This is a genomic window from Paenibacillus catalpae (assembly GCF_900112695.1).
Taxonomy (GTDB): domain Bacteria; phylum Bacillota; class Bacilli; order Paenibacillales; family Paenibacillaceae; genus Pristimantibacillus; species Pristimantibacillus catalpae.
Genome location: NZ_FOMT01000002.1, coordinates 1,207,178 through 1,223,153 on the forward strand (window position 1 = coordinate 1,207,178; position 15,976 = coordinate 1,223,153).

Consider the following 15,976-nt stretch of genomic DNA (forward strand, 5'->3'; position numbering starts at 1 on the left):
TGCCCTACAAGTGTAGGACAGCCTTTTCTGCCAGTTTCTATTCCTTTAACCGTGTTGCTTCTTCTTCACGGCTGGCTTGCTTGCGATGCGCCAGACGGCTTGCAGCGGAAGCGGCAATGGCTCCAACGATATCATCCAGGAAGGTATGGATCTGACCATCGTTCTTGTCATTAAGCTTCTTCAGGATGCCGGGCTTCAGCTTGTCAATGTAGCCAAAGTTGGTAAATCCGATACTGCCATAAACATTAACAATAGATAAAGCTAATATTTCATCGCAGCCATACAGGCTTTCGTCATTTCTGACCATCTCTTGAAGAGGTGCCATCAGCTTGCCTTCCTCTGCCAGAAGATCAAGCTGGATGCCGGTAAGTACGGCATTCTGCACTTCTCTTTTGGACAGGACGGATTCGACATGATTGATGCAATCGTCCAGTGTCAGTTCAGGATAATAATCCTTCTGCAGAAAATGAACGAGCTGCGCAATGGATGTTTTGGACACGCCTCGTTTTTCGAGCCATTCGTTTGTTGCGTCCGCAACCTCGCGGCTGTTCAAGCTGTAAGTGACTTGATTAAACAATTTGTTACCCCCTCAGATTTTGTGGACAAAACTGGTCTAAAAAAGGGAAGGGCTCGTATACATAGTACTACAAATCAACAAATGTACAAAGCCGCCGAACAGGCAATACCAAAATTTGGGGAGGAAAAAGTAATGACTCAAACAAAATGGATCCGCCGTGCAGCAATTTGCGGTGTGCTGGTATTTCCCATCCTTGCAACAGGATGCGGTTTGATCTCGCAGGATACAAAAGGGGAGATCGACCCGCCGCAGCAGACGGAATCAACAGGTAGTGTAGATGGCACAAACACCGGACAGGCTGTATTGCCTGGACAAGATGATGATTCCAATCTGACGGTTTATCTGGAAGATCGCAACGGTTACTTGGCACCAGTATCATTGAAAGCTGCGCTTACCGAGAATGCAGTGGAAGAAGCCGGCAAAAAAGCGCTTGAAATTATGGTGGACGGCGGAAGCTTCGCCAACCAGCTGCCGGAAGATTTCCGTGCGGTACTTCCAAAAGGCACTGAGGTGAAGTCGCTTACCATCGATCCAAAAAGCCAACTCGCAACCGTTGAATTTGGCGGAACATTCAGCGACTATCCGGCTACGGATGAGCGCACAATCGTAGAAGCCATTACTTGGACGTTGACGGCAATGGGCGCAAAAGGCGTGGAACTATGGTATGACGGTGCCAAGCTGCCGGAGATGCCGCAAGACGGATTCCCGCTTGATGAGCCGCTTACACGTTCTGTAGGGATTAATTTGGAAGCCGCTGACGGAGTCAACTATTTGAACTCGACACCGGTTACACTGTACTTCTCTTCCCAAACTTCGAACGATGAACAATATTATGTACCAGTTACCCGCTTGATTAACCGTACAGATGAGTCGGCTGCCAAAGCTGCACTTGAACAGCTGATTACCGGTCCGCTGAATGCGAAAAACCTGACAGCTGTACTGACCAATGACGTGGAAGTGACCAGCATTGATCAGAAGGATGATACGGTTACCGTTGACCTGAAGGATCAGGCGTTTGAACAAGGGCTTCCTGCTCCTGCCGAGATGCTCGAAGCAATCGTTCTGTCGGTGACGGAGAACACGGGCGCTTCCAAAGTTCAAATTACGCTTAACGGCCAAGCAGTCACAGATGAGAACAATGTATCCTACAGCGAGCCGGTATCCCGTCCTCACCATGTGAATGCGATTAAAAGCTAAGACAACTTTACCAATGACAGAAACAAGTGCAGCTCCGCTTGGTCTAAAAGACCTGGCGGGGCTGCTTTTTTTGTCCGGGAACATAAAAGATGCTTTTCATAAGTCACTTTGGTAAAATAGGAAAGATTGCAAAGCCAATACACACATAAGCTAAAGCGAAAGATGCAGGAGGAACATAAGGATGCGAACAGACGGTCGGCAACCGAACCAGCTTCGGCCGGTTACGATAACGACAGGCGTTAATAAATATGCGGAGGGCTCCGTTCTTATCGAAGTTGGCGAGACAAAGGTTATTTGTACGGCCAGCGTTGAGGAGCGGGTACCGCCATTCATGAAAGGGCAAGGCAAGGGCTGGATTACCGCTGAATACGCGATGCTGCCTCGCGCAACGCATTCCCGCAACCATCGGGAGGCGGCTAAAGGCAAGCTGTCGGGCCGTACGATGGAAATACAGCGTTTGATTGGACGTGCGCTGCGTTCGATCGTCGATCTGCAGGCGCTTGGCGAACGTACGATTACACTTGATTGCGATGTAATCCAGGCTGACGGCGGCACACGAACCACGTCCATTACAGGTGCATTTGTAGCCCTCTGCCTTGCGGTTAACAAGCTGTCGAAAACAACGCAGTTTGCAAAATATCCGATTACCGATTTTCTTGCCTCGGTAAGCGTTGGCGTTATTCAGGAACGGGCGCTGCTTGATTTGAATTACGAAGAAGACTCCAAGGCGAAGGTCGATATGAATGTGGTAATGACCGGAAACGGTAAATTTGTCGAGCTGCAGGGCACTGGCGAAGATTCTCCGTTCTCGCGCGAGGAGCTGAACAAGCTTTTGGAATTGGCAGAAGGCGGTATCGAGGAACTGATCGAGATGCAGCGTGCTGCATTAGGAGAGTTTGCGGACCGGATCGGAGGGTGAACAAGTGACGCAGCCTATATTAATCGCGACCAAAAATGAGGGCAAGGTGAAGGAATTCGCCCATGCTTTTGCGAAGCTTGGGCGAACGGTTGTCAGCCTGAACGAATACCCAGCCTTCCCCGATATTGTGGAAGACGGGGATACGTTCTCTGCCAATGCCCGCATTAAAGCAAAAGCGGCCGGCGATGCGTTTCAGGTACCGGTGCTTGCGGATGATTCCGGCCTGCGTGTCGCTGCGCTTGGCGGCGCTCCCGGAGTTTACTCAGCCCGTTATTCGGGCGAAGGCGCCACGGATGCCTCTAACAACGCCAAGCTGCTGGAAGAACTCAAGCGCTTGAACGCTACGGATGCCGCAGAGCCGCTTGCCGACGGTACGCGTCTGCTTAGTCCTGCTCAATTCGTCTGCGTGCTGGCTTTGTATGATCCAGCCACCGGCGAGTTTATGGAGTCGGAAGGCACAGTAGACGGCTTTATTGCCGAGCGTCCGCGCGGCGAAGGCGGATTCGGCTATGATCCGTTATTCTGGCTTCCTCAGCTTAGCCGCTCCATGGCGGAATTGTCCAAGGAAGAAAAGCAGGCGATCAGCCACCGCGGCAATGCTCTCGCGAAGCTTGTTGAGAAGCTGGAGACAAACGAGTAACGCAAAAAAGCGTCACAGGAAAATCACCTGTGACGCTTTTTTTTTCAATAAAGAGTTGGGTGAGCGGAGCAATCGAATGTGCAGCGATTAAACAGCTTCTATCTGCACATTCATTTAACGCTTACTCCATACTCTTTCAGCCATGTGTTCACCTGATACAAATAAGCAAACAGCTGCGGCCCCGACATCAGCTGACCAAACCAAGGAATATTCGATTTGGCCGAATCCGACTCCGCCAGCTCTCTTACTTTGCTCACGTTAATGAGCGGAAGAAGAGGGGAGGACGGATCGTTTAATATATCCAGCAGCAGGCCTTTGACGGCCGATAGATAATTCGGGTTATGCGTTTTTGGATACGGGCTTTTCTTGCGAGTCAGTACATCCTCGGGAAGCACGCCTTTTAACGCTCGGCGAAGGATGCCCTTCTCGCGGTCGCCAGCCGTCTTGATCTCCCACGGGATATTCCAGACGTACTGCACAAGCCGGTGGTCGCAGAACGGGACCCTGACCTCAAGGCCGGCCGCCATGCTCATCCGGTCCTTCCGGTCAAGCAGAGTCGGCATGAAGCGGGTAATGTTCAAATAAGACATTTTGCGCATTTTGCGAACCGTTTCGGATTCCCCATCCAGATGCGGCACTTCGGCAATAGCCTGCGCATAACGGTCACCGATATAATCAAGCGGCTTGATCCATGCAGCCACATCGGGCGCAAGCAGATCCGCACGCATGGAAGATGCGAGGGACCATGGGAACGTATTGGCGCTCAGCGCCTCCTCGCGGTGGAACCAAGGATAACCGCCAAAGATCTCATCTGCTGCTTCACCGGATATCGCAACCGTAGCGCCTTTTTTGATCTCCCGGCAAAACAGCAGGAGGGAGGCGTCTACGTCGGCCATGCCGGGCAAATCACGAGCTAATGTAGCGTCCCTAAGCGCACCAACCAGCTCCGGCGTATCGAACTGAATGGGGTGATGGATCGTGCTTAAATGACTGGTCATCCGCTCGATCCATGGCGCATCGCTGTTCGGCTGGAAGGCATGCGCCTTGAAATGCTTATCGTTATCCCTGTAATCGACGGAATACGTATGAACATTGCCTTGGCCGGTCTGCTCGTAATACCGCACGGCAAGCGTGGTTAATGCGCTGGAGTCAAGCCCTCCGGAGAGCAGCGTTCCAACTGGCACATCCGATACAAGCTGGCGTTCCGTTGTATCTTTAAGGAGCTCGCGGACATGCTCGGCTGTAGTGTCTGCATCCTCCTCATGAGGAAAGCTCTCGAGGCTCCAATATTTTGTTTTTCGGCTGCCGGTACGGTTAACCGTCATACATTGACCCGGAAGCAGCTCGGTAATATTCTTATAAACCCCTTGGCCGGGGGTACGGGCCGGGCCGATAATAAAAATTTCCGCTATTCCTTCCGCCCCTACTTCGGCTTTCACGGACGGATGGGCGAGGATCGCCTTTGGCTCCGAGCCAAAAATAAAAAGTCCATCCGCAAAGCTGATGAACAACGGTTTTACTCCCAGTCGGTCGCGGGCCAAGAACAGCTCCTGCTCGGTAACGTCCCATATCGCAAAAGCGAAGATGCCGTTAAACCGTTCCACGCATGCTTTTCCCCATTCCATAAAAGACACAAGCAGCACTTCCGTATCGCAATGGGTCATAAAGGTTCTGCCGCGGTCCTCCAGTTCCTTCCTTAATTCAAGCGCGTTGTAAAGCTCGCCGTTATAGACAACGACATATGTGTCATCGCCCGAGCGCCGAATCATCGGCTGAGCGCCATTCTCGGGATCAATAACGCTGAGCCTGCGGTGGCCAAGCGCACAATTGGGCGAAATCCATGTACCCGACGCATCAGGACCGCGCAGCGATAATGTTTCTGTCATTTTAATCAGGCTGCTGCTGTCTTGGGTTAAATCCCGGGTCCAATCAATCCAGCCGGTTATTCCACACATAGTCTCATTCCTCTCTTCTGCTGGACTCCTGTAGCGATAATATCCGTTATATGCGGAAAAAAGGGATAAAATGTCTGTCCGCCGGGGGATGCTAGAAGAGCATGTTTGTAAAAAGGAGCTGAAGATACACCTATGTCAGGCGATGAGCGTAAAAAATACTATGTTTCGGTCCAGGCCGGACAAATTTTGCAGGATCAGGGAGCGGCTTCCTACGAGCTTGAGATTACGGCAAATGATGAGGAATTTAACCAGCTGCAGGTCATGTTCGAGGATTTATCCAGCATGGATAATGCGATAACCGGTCATTACAATTATGTGGTCGGTCTTCTGCAGGATGAACCCAACGACAGCCGGATGAACGCCGGGTATGACGCGATTCTCCGCGATATCTATCTGTTTATTCATGAGCATGGGACTGCTGCAACCCGTATGCATGTGGAGTCTATGGGCTTCCTGGATCCAGGCCGATTATAAGGATGAACTCCCGAGGATAATGAACTCTCCGGAAGCGGCTCGAGCGCTTGGAGGTTATTATCCTTTTTTTGTAAGCCGCGTGTCGGAATGTAACGTTTTTTGTAACCTTTGTGATACCTTTATTAGTAAAGGAGTGGTACAATGGGAGGATAAAACTAGTTATATGTTGGAGGCATCAGGCATTGCAAAAGTTAGTGTTTTTCGTAGGTGTTGCGGGTACAGGCAAAACAACCGTGGCGAGAAAGCTCTCGGAACGTATTCCGGCTGCTTTTCTGGATCGTGATACGGTAGGAGGCAGATTTGTTGAGGCGATGCTGGAGCGCAACGGACTCGACAAAAATGACCGTGATTCGGATTTTTACAAACAAAACCTTCGTGATTTGGAATATGACACAACCAAAGATATTTGTATCGAGAATCTGTCAGCCGGTCAAAACGTCTTTATGATCTCTCCTTTTACGGCAGAGCTTAAAAATAAAGCTTGGATTGAAGAAGTGCTTAGCGCTGCAGGGCTGACAAAAGAACAAGTCGATGTCAAGGTGATCGTGGTTACTCTCGACAACATCGAGCTGCAGAAGAATCGCATTATCGGACGTCATACCGATCGCGACCAATGGAAGCTCGATAACTGGTCGCACTTCGAGAAACGCGTGGCGTTTGTTCCTGATATCAACTGGGATATCCCGCAATCATCCATTCTTATTTATGATAACAGCGGCGAGATGACGGCAGAGCAGGTCGAAAATCTGTATCAATTTGTAGCTAATAAAACCGCTACAACCGTATAAGAGCTGGCAAGACGATGCCTTTTTCAGGGGCTTCGTCTTTTTTTATGCGATTTTCGAAGATGAACAAAAACAAAGGAGATGAACGATTTATTCTAAATAAATCCAATTTGGCGGGGGCGAAGACAGCAAACACCCGCAAACCCTTGATGAATCAAGGGTTGTGGGTGTTCCTATTGCCGCCTTCTTAATGTACCCATTCCACGACTTCATCTATAGGACGTCGAGCTTGTGGATGTTTAGGATCAGCTGCGCGATAGCCGAAAGTCACCATGACGGACAAATCGTACACCTCATCATCCAGAACGCCCGCATCCTTCAACACTTTTGTCACTTTTTCTTTATTGAATCCTTCCATTGGACAGGAATCGATGCCAATTTGCGCAGCAGCCGTCATCATATTTGCAAGCGGAATATACGTTTGCTTGGAAGCCCAATCAATTAACGTTCTCTCATTGTCAAGAATGTGAAGATCATTTTCCTGAAATTCTTTGTACACAACCGGTATTGTCTTAAAGGCTTCATCAGACAGGCCCTTAACTTTCTTATAAATGTATTCTACATATTTGGAATCATATCTTACATCTTTACGGGCAAGAAGAATAACAAGGTGACTCGCTGTTGGAAGTTGTCCTTTACCGCCGAATGCAACTTCACGAATTTTTGTTCTGATTTCTTCGTTTTGAACAACCAGGAACTTCCAAGCCTCAAACCCTACTGAACTTGGGGAGAGTCTTCCCGTCTCCAGTATAAACTGAAAATCCTCATCCGGAATTTTTCGATTGGGATCAAATTCTTTTGTTGCATGCCGAAAGGCGAAAGCATCCAGAATTTCTTTCTTTTTTAGTGCAGTATTCATCGTTAAAGTCTTCCTTCCTTGTTTAAAGAATAGACATTGCTATTCAACGCGTTGACAGTTTAGATATTACATTCAAGCATAAATTCCAACAAGTACGCACAATTTTGTAGTATAATATCAATATTGTTATATAGTATTAAAAATGATACTAATAGAACGGCTAGGATAATGCAGGTACAGTTTCAATACAAAGGAGTCTTCTAGTCATGGACAATAAAACGGATATCATTAATTTTGGATGCCCGGTGACAGTCACAGTAGATGTTATCGGAGGTAAATGGAAAGGCGTTATCTTGTATCATTTAACGGATGGGCCTAAACGGTTCAACGAGCTGCGGAGACTATTTCCCAAAATAACGCAGCGCATGCTTACGCTGCAGTTGAGGGAATTAGAAAGTGACGGCGTTATACACAGAGAAATTTACAAGGAAATACCGCCAAGGGTAGAGTACTCGCTTACGGCTTTTGGAGAAACTTTAATGCCGCTAATCGTTCTTATGAGGAACTGGGGCGAGACATATGAGAAGACCGTTTTATCAAATCGTGAATCAAATAACATAATGACGAGAAATAGTACGGCTATAAGCAGCTGTGTGGTTGAAGCTTGACGTCTGGGATCAGCTGTGAGTATACGTGGCCTGCAAAAAAGATCAGCTCTATCCGACAGCAAGCAAAAAACCCGCAACACCTTGATAAATCAAGGGTTTGCGGGTTTGTTATTTGTAGGTAAATGGCGTCCCAGGAGGGATTCGAACCCCCGACCGCACGCTTAGAAGGCGTGTGCTCTATCCGGCTGAGCTACTGGGACACGTAAGAATGAGTATAGCATGTAACTTCTAGTCTTGGCAATAGCTAATTTGAAAAAGTTTGACGCAAGTGACGGGAAGCGATTCCTTGCCGAGGGGTATCGGAATCTGGCGTTCTGCCATTAACTGCGCCCGTTAATAAAATTCGCTTGGTAAATATAGCATACACTCATCCGGAAAATCAAGACTGGAGGTTGGTAGTTTTTATATTAGCGGGTTCCGTGATATAATCGAACGCAAGCAATAGGCAGACGAATGATGCGGTTTGACCGACAAGGCGGTGATACCATAACTACACCAGATAACGTATATTTATTTCCGAAGATGCTGGATCATTATCAGATTCAGCTCACCCGGATGCTGGAATCCGAGCAATATGGCGAAGCCAAGAATCTGCTTCGTTTCCTGCTCCAGTGCCGCGGTGAGGATGAACGACATTATGAGGAATGGACAAGTCTTCTTTCCTGGCTGGAAATGGCTTTTCCGGGCACGGAAGAGACCGGCATGATTACCGGCAAAGAGGATGAAGAGGAAGTCAATGAAGACAGCTTCCGGGAGCAGCTCCTGAACCCGCCCGAGCAAGATGAAGCTTACATCAAGCAAGTGCTCTATATCATGGAGCATCATCCTATGATTGACCAGCAGATTCTGGCGCTGGAACGAGCGGTATACATACAATCTCCGGAAGTGGACCAGACCATGCTGGAGTGGCTTTCAAGCGGGAAGCCGATTCATCCGGTTGTGCAATTCAAGGCTTTGCAGTGTTTGCGGAAGCGGGATATATCCGGCCAGCTGCTGCTTGAACGCATGGGTGAGAGGGTGGAGCTCGATATCGAAGCAACGCCGCTTGCGCTTGATGATTTTCCGCAGCCCGTCATCCGGATTTTGGAAAGAGTGGAAGCTGTAACTGAAGTAGACGACCCTACTCTTCCTCATTTTGCCAGAGAATTGTGGAAGGAAAGTCTCCAATTTCTGTATGGCACATCCGCCTATCAGTGGATGCAGAGAGAAGATGACGAGACGGTGGACAGCTACGCAGCAGCGCTCCATTTGACCTTGCTGCTCACGGTTTACGGCACTGCGAATGATGATGATATCCGGGAAGCCTACGGCATAACAGAGCCATTGCGATTCCGTTATGAGCAGGCGTGCAGGACACTTCGGCAGGTAGCTGCAATGCAGCAATCTACCGAAGATGATCATCAGCCTTGAAATGATGGCCAAGGTTGATTATAATAGAGTGGTTTATGAAGCGAATACTAATTGGCGTGATGCGTATTTTGGAGGGGAAAGCATAAAATGAAAGCAACTTGGGAAAAAATAGACAAGAACCTCGTCTCGATCGACGTTGAGGTTGATGCTGAGAAAGTCGCTGCAGCACTTGATCAAGCATTTAAGAAAGTCGTGCAAAAGGTAAACGTACCTGGCTTCCGTAAAGGCAAAGTGCCTCGCGGAATGTTCGAATCCCGTTTCGGCGTGGAAAGCCTGTACCAGGATGCCATTGACATCCTGCTGCCGCAAGCTTACGAAGAAGCCGTTAAGGTTACGGAGCAACGTCCTGTTGACCGTCCTGAAATCGATGTTGAACAATTCGCTAAAGGCCAAACGTTCAAATTCAAAGCTAAAGTTATCGTTCGCCCGGAAGTAACTCTTGGCGAATACAAAGGCCTGGAAATTCCTTCCTTTGAAGCGACAGTAAGCGACGAAGAAGTTAACGCTGAACTGGAGCGTCTGCAACAACGCCATGCTGAGCTGACTGTAGTTGAAGAAGGTCCTGCTCAAAACGGCGATATCGCTGTACTTGACTTTGACGGTTATGTAGACGGCGAAGCATTCGACGGCGGCAAAGCAGAGAACTATTCCCTTGAACTGGGTTCCGGCTCGTTCATCCCTGGCTTTGAAGATCAAGTTGTTGGCATGCAAACAGGCGACTTCAAGGATGTCGAAGTAACATTCCCTGAATCCTACCATGCTGAGAACCTGGCTGGTAAACCAGCTGTGTTCAAAGTGAAACTGCATGAAATCAAACGTAAAAACCTGCCGGCTCTTGACGATGAGTTCGCGAAAGATATCAGCGAATTCGACACTCTTGAAGAGTACAAGCAGGATCTTGTCTCCAAGCTGAAAGAAAGCAAAGAGGGCGAAGCAGAACGTAACCTGCAAAACGCTGTAATCGAAAAAGCGGCTGAAGCTGCTGAAGTAGAAGTTCCACAGCCAATGATCGCTACTGAAGTTGACTTTATGCTCCGCGATTTCGAGAACCGTCTTCGTTCGCAAGGCATGAACATGGACCTGTACTATCAATTCTCGGGTCAAAGCGAAGCCGTACTGCGCGAGCAAATGCAAGGCGATGCAGAGAAACGCGTTCGCAACAACCTTGTTCTGAATGCAATCGCGAAAGCGGAAAACATTCAGATTTCCGAAGAAGACGTGAACGAAGAACTCGAATCGCTGTCGAAAGCTTACAACCGCCCTGCGGCTGAGCTTCGTGAGATCTTCGAGAAAAACGGTCAGTTTGACAGCTTGAAAGAAGATATCGAGCTTCGCAAAACGATTGAATTCCTCGTTGAAAACAGCAAAACAGCTGAAGTTGCTGGAGCATAATAGTTAATTGAATAAATTGGAAGGAAAGGCACGTCATCGTCAGATACGTGCCTTCTTTTCACCCTACATAATGAATGAGTTTGACCTGAAGAAGATCTTCAGTACATATCGAGCGCTGCTCACCGTATACTGTAGTACCCGGAAAAATGACATTGATCATTTGACGTGATACAATAAGAAATGTGAACATAAAGTCATAAAAAGAAAAGAGGTTGGTCGCATGAATCTGGTACCTATCGTAGTTGAACAAACGAATCGGGGAGAAAGATCTTACGATATTTACTCGCGCTTGCTCAAGGACAGAATCATTTTTCTCGGGAGCGCTATCGATGATGATGTAGCAAACTCAGTTATCGCACAGCTGCTTTTTCTGGCGGCCGACGATCCGGAGAAAGACATTCATTTGTACATAAATTCCCCAGGCGGTTCTGTAACGGCCGGCATGGGCATTTATGATACAATGCAATATATTAAGCCCGATGTCTCTACGATTTGTATGGGCATGGCAGCAAGCATGGGCTCGCTCCTTCTTACAGCCGGTGCAAAAGGCAAGCGTTTCGCTCTTCCGAACGCGGAAGTGATGATTCATCAGCCGCTCGGCGGCGTTCGCGGCCAGGCGTCGGATATTAAGATCCACGCCGACTGGATTTTGAAGACGAAGCAAAAACTTAATCAAATCTATGTGGAGCGTACCGGTCAACCTTACGAAAAAATCGACCGCGATACCGACCGCGATAATTTCATGAGCGCCGAAGAAGCGCTGAATTATGGTTTGATTGACAGAGTAATAACAACTCCGGTATCGTAAGGATTTAATCGAAGGGGTGATAGCATGTTTAAATTCAATGATGAGAAGGGCCAACTGAAATGCTCGTTCTGCGGAAAATCCCAGGAACAAGTACGCAAACTGGTTGCTGGTCCTGGCGTTTATATATGCGATGAATGCATCGAGCTCTGCACGGAAATCGTGGAAGAGGAACTTGGGCATGAAGAAGAGCTTGATCTGAAGGATATTCCGAAACCAAAGGATATTCGCGCTATTCTCGATTCGTACGTTATCGGACAAGAATTTGCGAAAAAATCTCTTTCTGTTGCGGTTTATAACCATTACAAACGGATCAATTCGCAAAGCAAGATTGAAGACGTTGAGCTTCAAAAAAGTAACATCCTGCTCGTAGGCCCTACAGGCTCGGGTAAAACGCTGCTTGCTCAAACGATGGCAAAAATCCTTAACGTACCGTTTGCGATTGCCGATGCAACCTCGCTGACGGAAGCCGGCTATGTCGGTGAAGACGTAGAGAACATTTTGCTGAAGCTGATTCAGGCTGCAGACTATGATGTAGAGAAAGCCGAACGCGGCATTATCTATATCGATGAGATTGATAAAGTGGCTCGTAAATCTGAGAACCCGTCGATTACACGCGATGTATCCGGCGAAGGTGTTCAGCAAGCGCTGCTTAAAATTCTCGAAGGAACGGTCGCTTCCGTGCCACCGCAAGGCGGCCGCAAGCATCCGCACCAGGAGTTTATTCAAATCGATACAACAAACATTTTGTTCATTTGCGGCGGTGCATTCGACGGCTTGGAATCGCTGATCAAACGCCGTATCGGCAAAAAGGTGATCGGATTCAGCTCGACTGGCGAGGTTCAAAAGGATCTGAAACCTGGCGAATATTTGTCTATGGTTCTGCCTGAAGACTTGCTGAAATTCGGCCTCATTCCAGAGTTCGTTGGCCGTTTGCCGGTTATTTCGACTTTGGAGCCGCTTGATGAAGATGCCCTGATGCGTATTCTGTCCGAACCGAAGAATGCTTTGGTGAAGCAATACCAGAAGCTGCTTGAGATGGATAACGTGAAGCTGGACTTTGAACCGGCTGCTCTGGAAGCAATCGCGAAAGAAGCGATTAAACGGAACACGGGCGCCCGCGGCTTGCGTGCCATTATCGAGGGCATTATGCTTGAAGTGATGTACGAAGTCCCTTCGCGCGACGACGTGAATACTTGTCTCATTACGGAAAATAACGTAAAAGACAAAATCATGCCGGAGCTTACTGCCAAGAAGGGCAAGAAGAAGGAAGAAAGCGCCTAAGTTCAATACCGTCATCGCTTCCACCCTTTGGCCGCGGATAGTTTCGCTTGTCAGAGGGTGGAATTTGACGTTCATGGGAGAGATCATTTTATGTATTTGCGCAAGGATACTGTACCGGTCAAAGTCGGCAATTTAACGATTGGCGGCAGCAATGAGGTCATTATTCAGAGTATGTGTACAACGAAGACGGCTGATGTAGAGGCTACAGTAGCCGAGATTTTGCGTCTGGAAGAGGCAGGCTGCCAGATTGTACGGGTTACCGTTAACAATAAGGAAGCGGCTGATGCGATCAAGGAAATTAAGAAGCGGATTAACATTCCGCTTGTTGCTGATATTCATTTCGACTATCGCCTTGCTCTTGCTGCAATTGAGAACGGCATCGATAAAGTCCGGATTAATCCGGGCAATATCGGCCGCCGGGAGAAGGTTGAAGCTGTCGTGAAGGCCTGCAAGGAAAGGGGTATTCCAATCCGGATCGGCGTTAACGCCGGCTCGCTTGAGAATCATCTGCTGGAGAAATACGGTTATCCTACGCCTGAAGCCATGGTGGAGAGTGCGCTCTTCCATATCGGTATTCTGGAGGAGCTGGATTTCCACGATATTATCGTCTCTCTGAAGGCTTCCGATGTACCGATGGCAATTGCGGCCTACAGCATGGCTGCGGAGAAAATCAAGTATCCGCTGCATCTGGGTATCACGGAAGCAGGTACGCTTCATTCGGGTACCATCAAAAGCTCAGCAGGTATTGGCGCTTTGCTTGCCCTCGGAATCGGCAACACCGTGCGTATCAGCCTAAGTGCTGACCCGGTTGAGGAAGTGAAGGTCGCCCGCGAACTGCTTAAGACCTTTGGTCTGATTACGAACGCGGCAACCCTTATCTCTTGTCCGACTTGCGGACGTCTGGATATCGATCTGTTCTCGATCGCCAACGAAGTGGAAGAGTATATCTCGAAGGTTAAAGTACCGATTAAGGTTTCTGTTCTTGGCTGCGCGGTTAACGGTCCGGGCGAGGCACGCGAGGCGGATATCGGTATTGCCGGCGCACGTGGCGAAGGCTTGCTGTTCCGTTATGGAGAGATGATCCGTAAAGTGCCGGAAGCGGAGCTCTTGAATGAGCTGAAGAAAGAAATCGACGAGATCGTCCGCGTGTTTGAAGCGACTGGCGAAATTCCGGGACGCAGTAATCATGCGCATGCATAATCTATCATGATACAAAAGAGGCATTTCGAAGCAACCTTTTCTGTTGGTTGTTTTAGAATGCCTCTTTTTTCTTCTGAAAGCGATTATTCCCTGCGGCAAGGGGCAATACTACCAATTACGTACTCTTTTGCCGGAATAGTTTGCTTCGAGAGGAGAAGATATTAATGAGTTTAAGTATGGTATTGATGCTGATCCAAGTTTTTTTTGCTGTGGTTATTGGCTTATATTTTTGGAATTTGCTGCGTAATCAGAAGACGAACCGCTCGGCGGTCGATCGGGAATCACGCAAGGAGATGGATAAGCTGCGCAAGCTTCGTTCCATCTCGCTGACGAAGCCCTTGGCGGAGAAAACACGTCCGCAGGCTATGCAGGACATTGTGGGCCAAACAGACGGCCTGCGCGCGCTGAAGGCGGCGCTGTGCAGCGCTAACCCGCAGCATGTCATTATTTACGGACCGCCGGGCGTCGGTAAGACGGCGGCTGCACGTGTTGTATTGGAGGAGGCCAAGAAGAATCCTTCTTCACCGTTCCTGACGGAAGCGAAATTCACTGAAATTGATGCGACAACAGCCCGTTTTGACGAACGGGGGATTGCCGATCCGCTGATTGGTTCCGTTCATGATCCGATTTATCAAGGAGCAGGGGCTATGGGGGTAGCAGGCATTCCTCAGCCGAAGCCGGGTGCGGTTACGAAGGCACATGGCGGGATCCTGTTTATCGACGAAATCGGTGAATTGCATCCGATTCAAATGAATAAGCTTTTAAAAGTACTGGAAGACCGCAAAGTATTTCTGGAGAGTGCCTATTATAATTCGGAGGATGCAAATATCCCTGTCTATATCCACGATATATTCCAGAACGGTCTGCCTGCAGACTTCCGTTTGGTTGGAGCAACAACACGTTCGCCTCAGGATCTGCCTCCGGCAATCCGCTCGCGTTGCATGGAAATTTATTTCCGCCCGCTTTTGGCCAGCGAGATTGCTTCGATTGCGGAGAATGCGATTAAGAAGATTGGTTTTGGTTCATGCCCGGATGCCGTTGATGTCGTGAAGAAATATGCGACGAACGGACGCGAGGCGGTTAATGTTATTCAGCTTGCTGCGGGTATTGCTTTGTCTGAGAAGCGTGATGCCATTACGGGGGCGGATGTGGAATGGGTTGTGAACAGCAGTCAAATCCCGCCGCGTCCTGACCGTAAAGTGCCGGAGGCGCCTCAAATTGGCTTTGTAAACGGTCTGGCTGTATACGGGCCTAATATGGGAACCCTGCTGGAAATCGAAGTCAGTGCGATTCCTGCGGCCGCTGGCAAAGGGCAATATACGATTACCGGTGTAGTAGACGAGGAAGAGCTGGGAGGCGGCTCTCGGACACTTAGACGGAAAAGTATGGCGAAGGGTTCTGTAGAAAACGTGCTGACGATGCTTCGCCGTTACGGGCTGAATCCGAATGACTATGACCTGCATATTAATTTCCCGGGCGGTACGCCAATCGATGGCCCGTCTGCGGGGATTGCTATGGCGACGGCCATTGCCTCCGCAATTAAAGAGGTGCCGATCGACAATAAGCTGGCAATGACAGGCGAGGTTGGCATTCACGGCAATGTGAAGCCGGTTGGCGGCGTGCTTGCCAAGGTAGAGGCTGCGTTCCAGGCTGGTGCGGATACGGTTATTATCCCGCGGGAGAACTGGCAGGCGATTTTTGCGGACCTGGAAGGACTGAAAGTCATCCCGGTAGACCGGGTTGATGAAGTGTTCAGGTATGTCTTTCCAATTGGCGAAACGGTTGTTGCAGAGGTTGAAAACCATGTCGGAACAGATCTTTTTATCGCTACGGGGGTTCCCTATTTGCAGGCGGATTCCGTGGAATGATAA

15 protein-coding genes and 1 tRNA gene are annotated in these 15,976 nt (G+C 48.9%); 12 read left to right on the top strand and 4 right to left on the bottom strand.

Annotated features, from left to right (window positions below; translation table 11 throughout):
- Positions 1 to 37: 37 nt before the first annotated feature.
- Positions 38 to 577, bottom strand: coding sequence for a phosphatidylglycerophosphatase A family protein (locus BM200_RS13035; protein ID WP_091185893.1), 540 nt, complete (start codon positions 575 to 577; stop codon positions 38 to 40).
- Between the two features lie 132 nt (positions 578 to 709).
- Between BM200_RS13035 and BM200_RS13040 the strand changes: the two genes are divergently transcribed.
- From BM200_RS13040 to rdgB, 3 genes are all read left to right on the top strand, one after another.
- The gene (locus BM200_RS13040; protein ID WP_091185895.1) at positions 710 to 1,774 is read left to right on the top strand and encodes a GerMN domain-containing protein; all 1,065 of its coding nucleotides are present in this window, start codon (positions 710 to 712) and stop codon (positions 1,772 to 1,774) included.
- A 181-nt stretch (positions 1,775 to 1,955) separates the two neighbouring features.
- Positions 1,956 to 2,693, top strand: coding sequence for a ribonuclease PH (gene rph, locus BM200_RS13045; RefSeq protein WP_091185897.1), 738 nt, complete (start codon positions 1,956 to 1,958; stop codon positions 2,691 to 2,693).
- 4 nt (positions 2,694 to 2,697) lie between these two features.
- Positions 2,698 to 3,333: an RdgB/HAM1 family non-canonical purine NTP pyrophosphatase gene (rdgB, locus tag BM200_RS13050; RefSeq protein WP_091185899.1), complete on the top strand. Its 636-nt coding sequence runs from the start codon at positions 2,698 to 2,700 to the stop codon at positions 3,331 to 3,333.
- 110 nt (positions 3,334 to 3,443) lie between these two features.
- On the opposite strand, the gene asnB is transcribed toward rdgB, so the two are convergent.
- Positions 3,444 to 5,288 (bottom strand): asparagine synthase (glutamine-hydrolyzing), encoded by a 1,845-nt coding sequence (asnB, locus tag BM200_RS13055; RefSeq protein WP_091185901.1) that lies wholly within the window; start codon positions 5,286 to 5,288, stop codon positions 3,444 to 3,446.
- 132 nt (positions 5,289 to 5,420) lie between these two features.
- Here asnB and BM200_RS13060 point away from each other — a divergent pair, with 132 nt between their 5' ends.
- Both BM200_RS13060 and BM200_RS13065 read left to right on the top strand, forming a co-directional pair.
- Entirely contained in the window at positions 5,421 to 5,762 is a 342-nt protein-coding gene (locus BM200_RS13060) for a hypothetical protein (protein ID WP_091185903.1), read from the top strand.
- 182 nt (positions 5,763 to 5,944) lie between these two features.
- Entirely contained in the window at positions 5,945 to 6,550 is a 606-nt protein-coding gene (locus BM200_RS13065) for a P-loop nucleotide/nucleoside kinase family protein (RefSeq protein ID WP_091185905.1), read from the top strand.
- A 184-nt stretch (positions 6,551 to 6,734) separates the two neighbouring features.
- Here the strand turns inward: BM200_RS13065 and BM200_RS13070 are convergent, their stop codons facing one another.
- Positions 6,735 to 7,406, bottom strand: coding sequence for an NAD(P)H-dependent oxidoreductase (locus BM200_RS13070; protein WP_091185907.1), 672 nt, complete (start codon positions 7,404 to 7,406; stop codon positions 6,735 to 6,737).
- Positions 7,407 to 7,612: 206 nt separating this feature from the next.
- Here BM200_RS13070 and BM200_RS13075 point away from each other — a divergent pair, with 206 nt between their 5' ends.
- Positions 7,613 to 8,014, top strand: a complete 402-nt coding sequence (locus BM200_RS13075) for a winged helix-turn-helix transcriptional regulator (RefSeq protein ID WP_091185909.1) — start codon at positions 7,613 to 7,615, stop codon at positions 8,012 to 8,014.
- A gap of 123 nt (positions 8,015 to 8,137) precedes the next feature.
- Here the strand turns inward: BM200_RS13075 and BM200_RS13080 are convergent.
- Positions 8,138 to 8,214, bottom strand: a tRNA-Arg gene (locus BM200_RS13080).
- 253 nt (positions 8,215 to 8,467) lie between these two features.
- Here BM200_RS13080 and BM200_RS13085 point away from each other — a divergent pair.
- The 6 genes from BM200_RS13085 to lonB all read left to right on the top strand — a co-directional run bounded on the left by BM200_RS13085 (position 8,468) and on the right by lonB (position 15,973).
- Positions 8,468 to 9,424: a hypothetical protein gene (locus BM200_RS13085; protein ID WP_245772994.1), complete on the top strand. Its 957-nt coding sequence runs from the start codon at positions 8,468 to 8,470 to the stop codon at positions 9,422 to 9,424.
- 87 nt (positions 9,425 to 9,511) lie between these two features.
- Positions 9,512 to 10,816: a trigger factor gene (tig, locus tag BM200_RS13090; RefSeq protein ID WP_091185911.1), complete on the top strand. Its 1,305-nt coding sequence runs from the start codon at positions 9,512 to 9,514 to the stop codon at positions 10,814 to 10,816.
- Between the two features lie 220 nt (positions 10,817 to 11,036).
- Positions 11,037 to 11,624, top strand: a complete 588-nt coding sequence (gene clpP / locus BM200_RS13095; protein ID WP_091185913.1) for an ATP-dependent Clp endopeptidase proteolytic subunit ClpP — start codon at positions 11,037 to 11,039, stop codon at positions 11,622 to 11,624.
- 24 nt (positions 11,625 to 11,648) lie between these two features.
- Entirely contained in the window at positions 11,649 to 12,905 is a 1,257-nt protein-coding gene (gene clpX / locus BM200_RS13100; protein ID WP_091185915.1) for an ATP-dependent protease ATP-binding subunit ClpX, read from the top strand.
- A gap of 90 nt (positions 12,906 to 12,995) precedes the next feature.
- Positions 12,996 to 14,105, top strand: coding sequence for a flavodoxin-dependent (E)-4-hydroxy-3-methylbut-2-enyl-diphosphate synthase (gene ispG / locus BM200_RS13105; protein ID WP_091185917.1), 1,110 nt, complete (start codon positions 12,996 to 12,998; stop codon positions 14,103 to 14,105).
- A gap of 164 nt (positions 14,106 to 14,269) precedes the next feature.
- The gene (gene lonB, locus BM200_RS13110) at positions 14,270 to 15,973 is read left to right on the top strand and encodes an ATP-dependent protease LonB (RefSeq protein ID WP_091185919.1); all 1,704 of its coding nucleotides are present in this window, start codon (positions 14,270 to 14,272) and stop codon (positions 15,971 to 15,973) included.
- Positions 15,974 to 15,976: the final 3 nt, after the last annotated feature.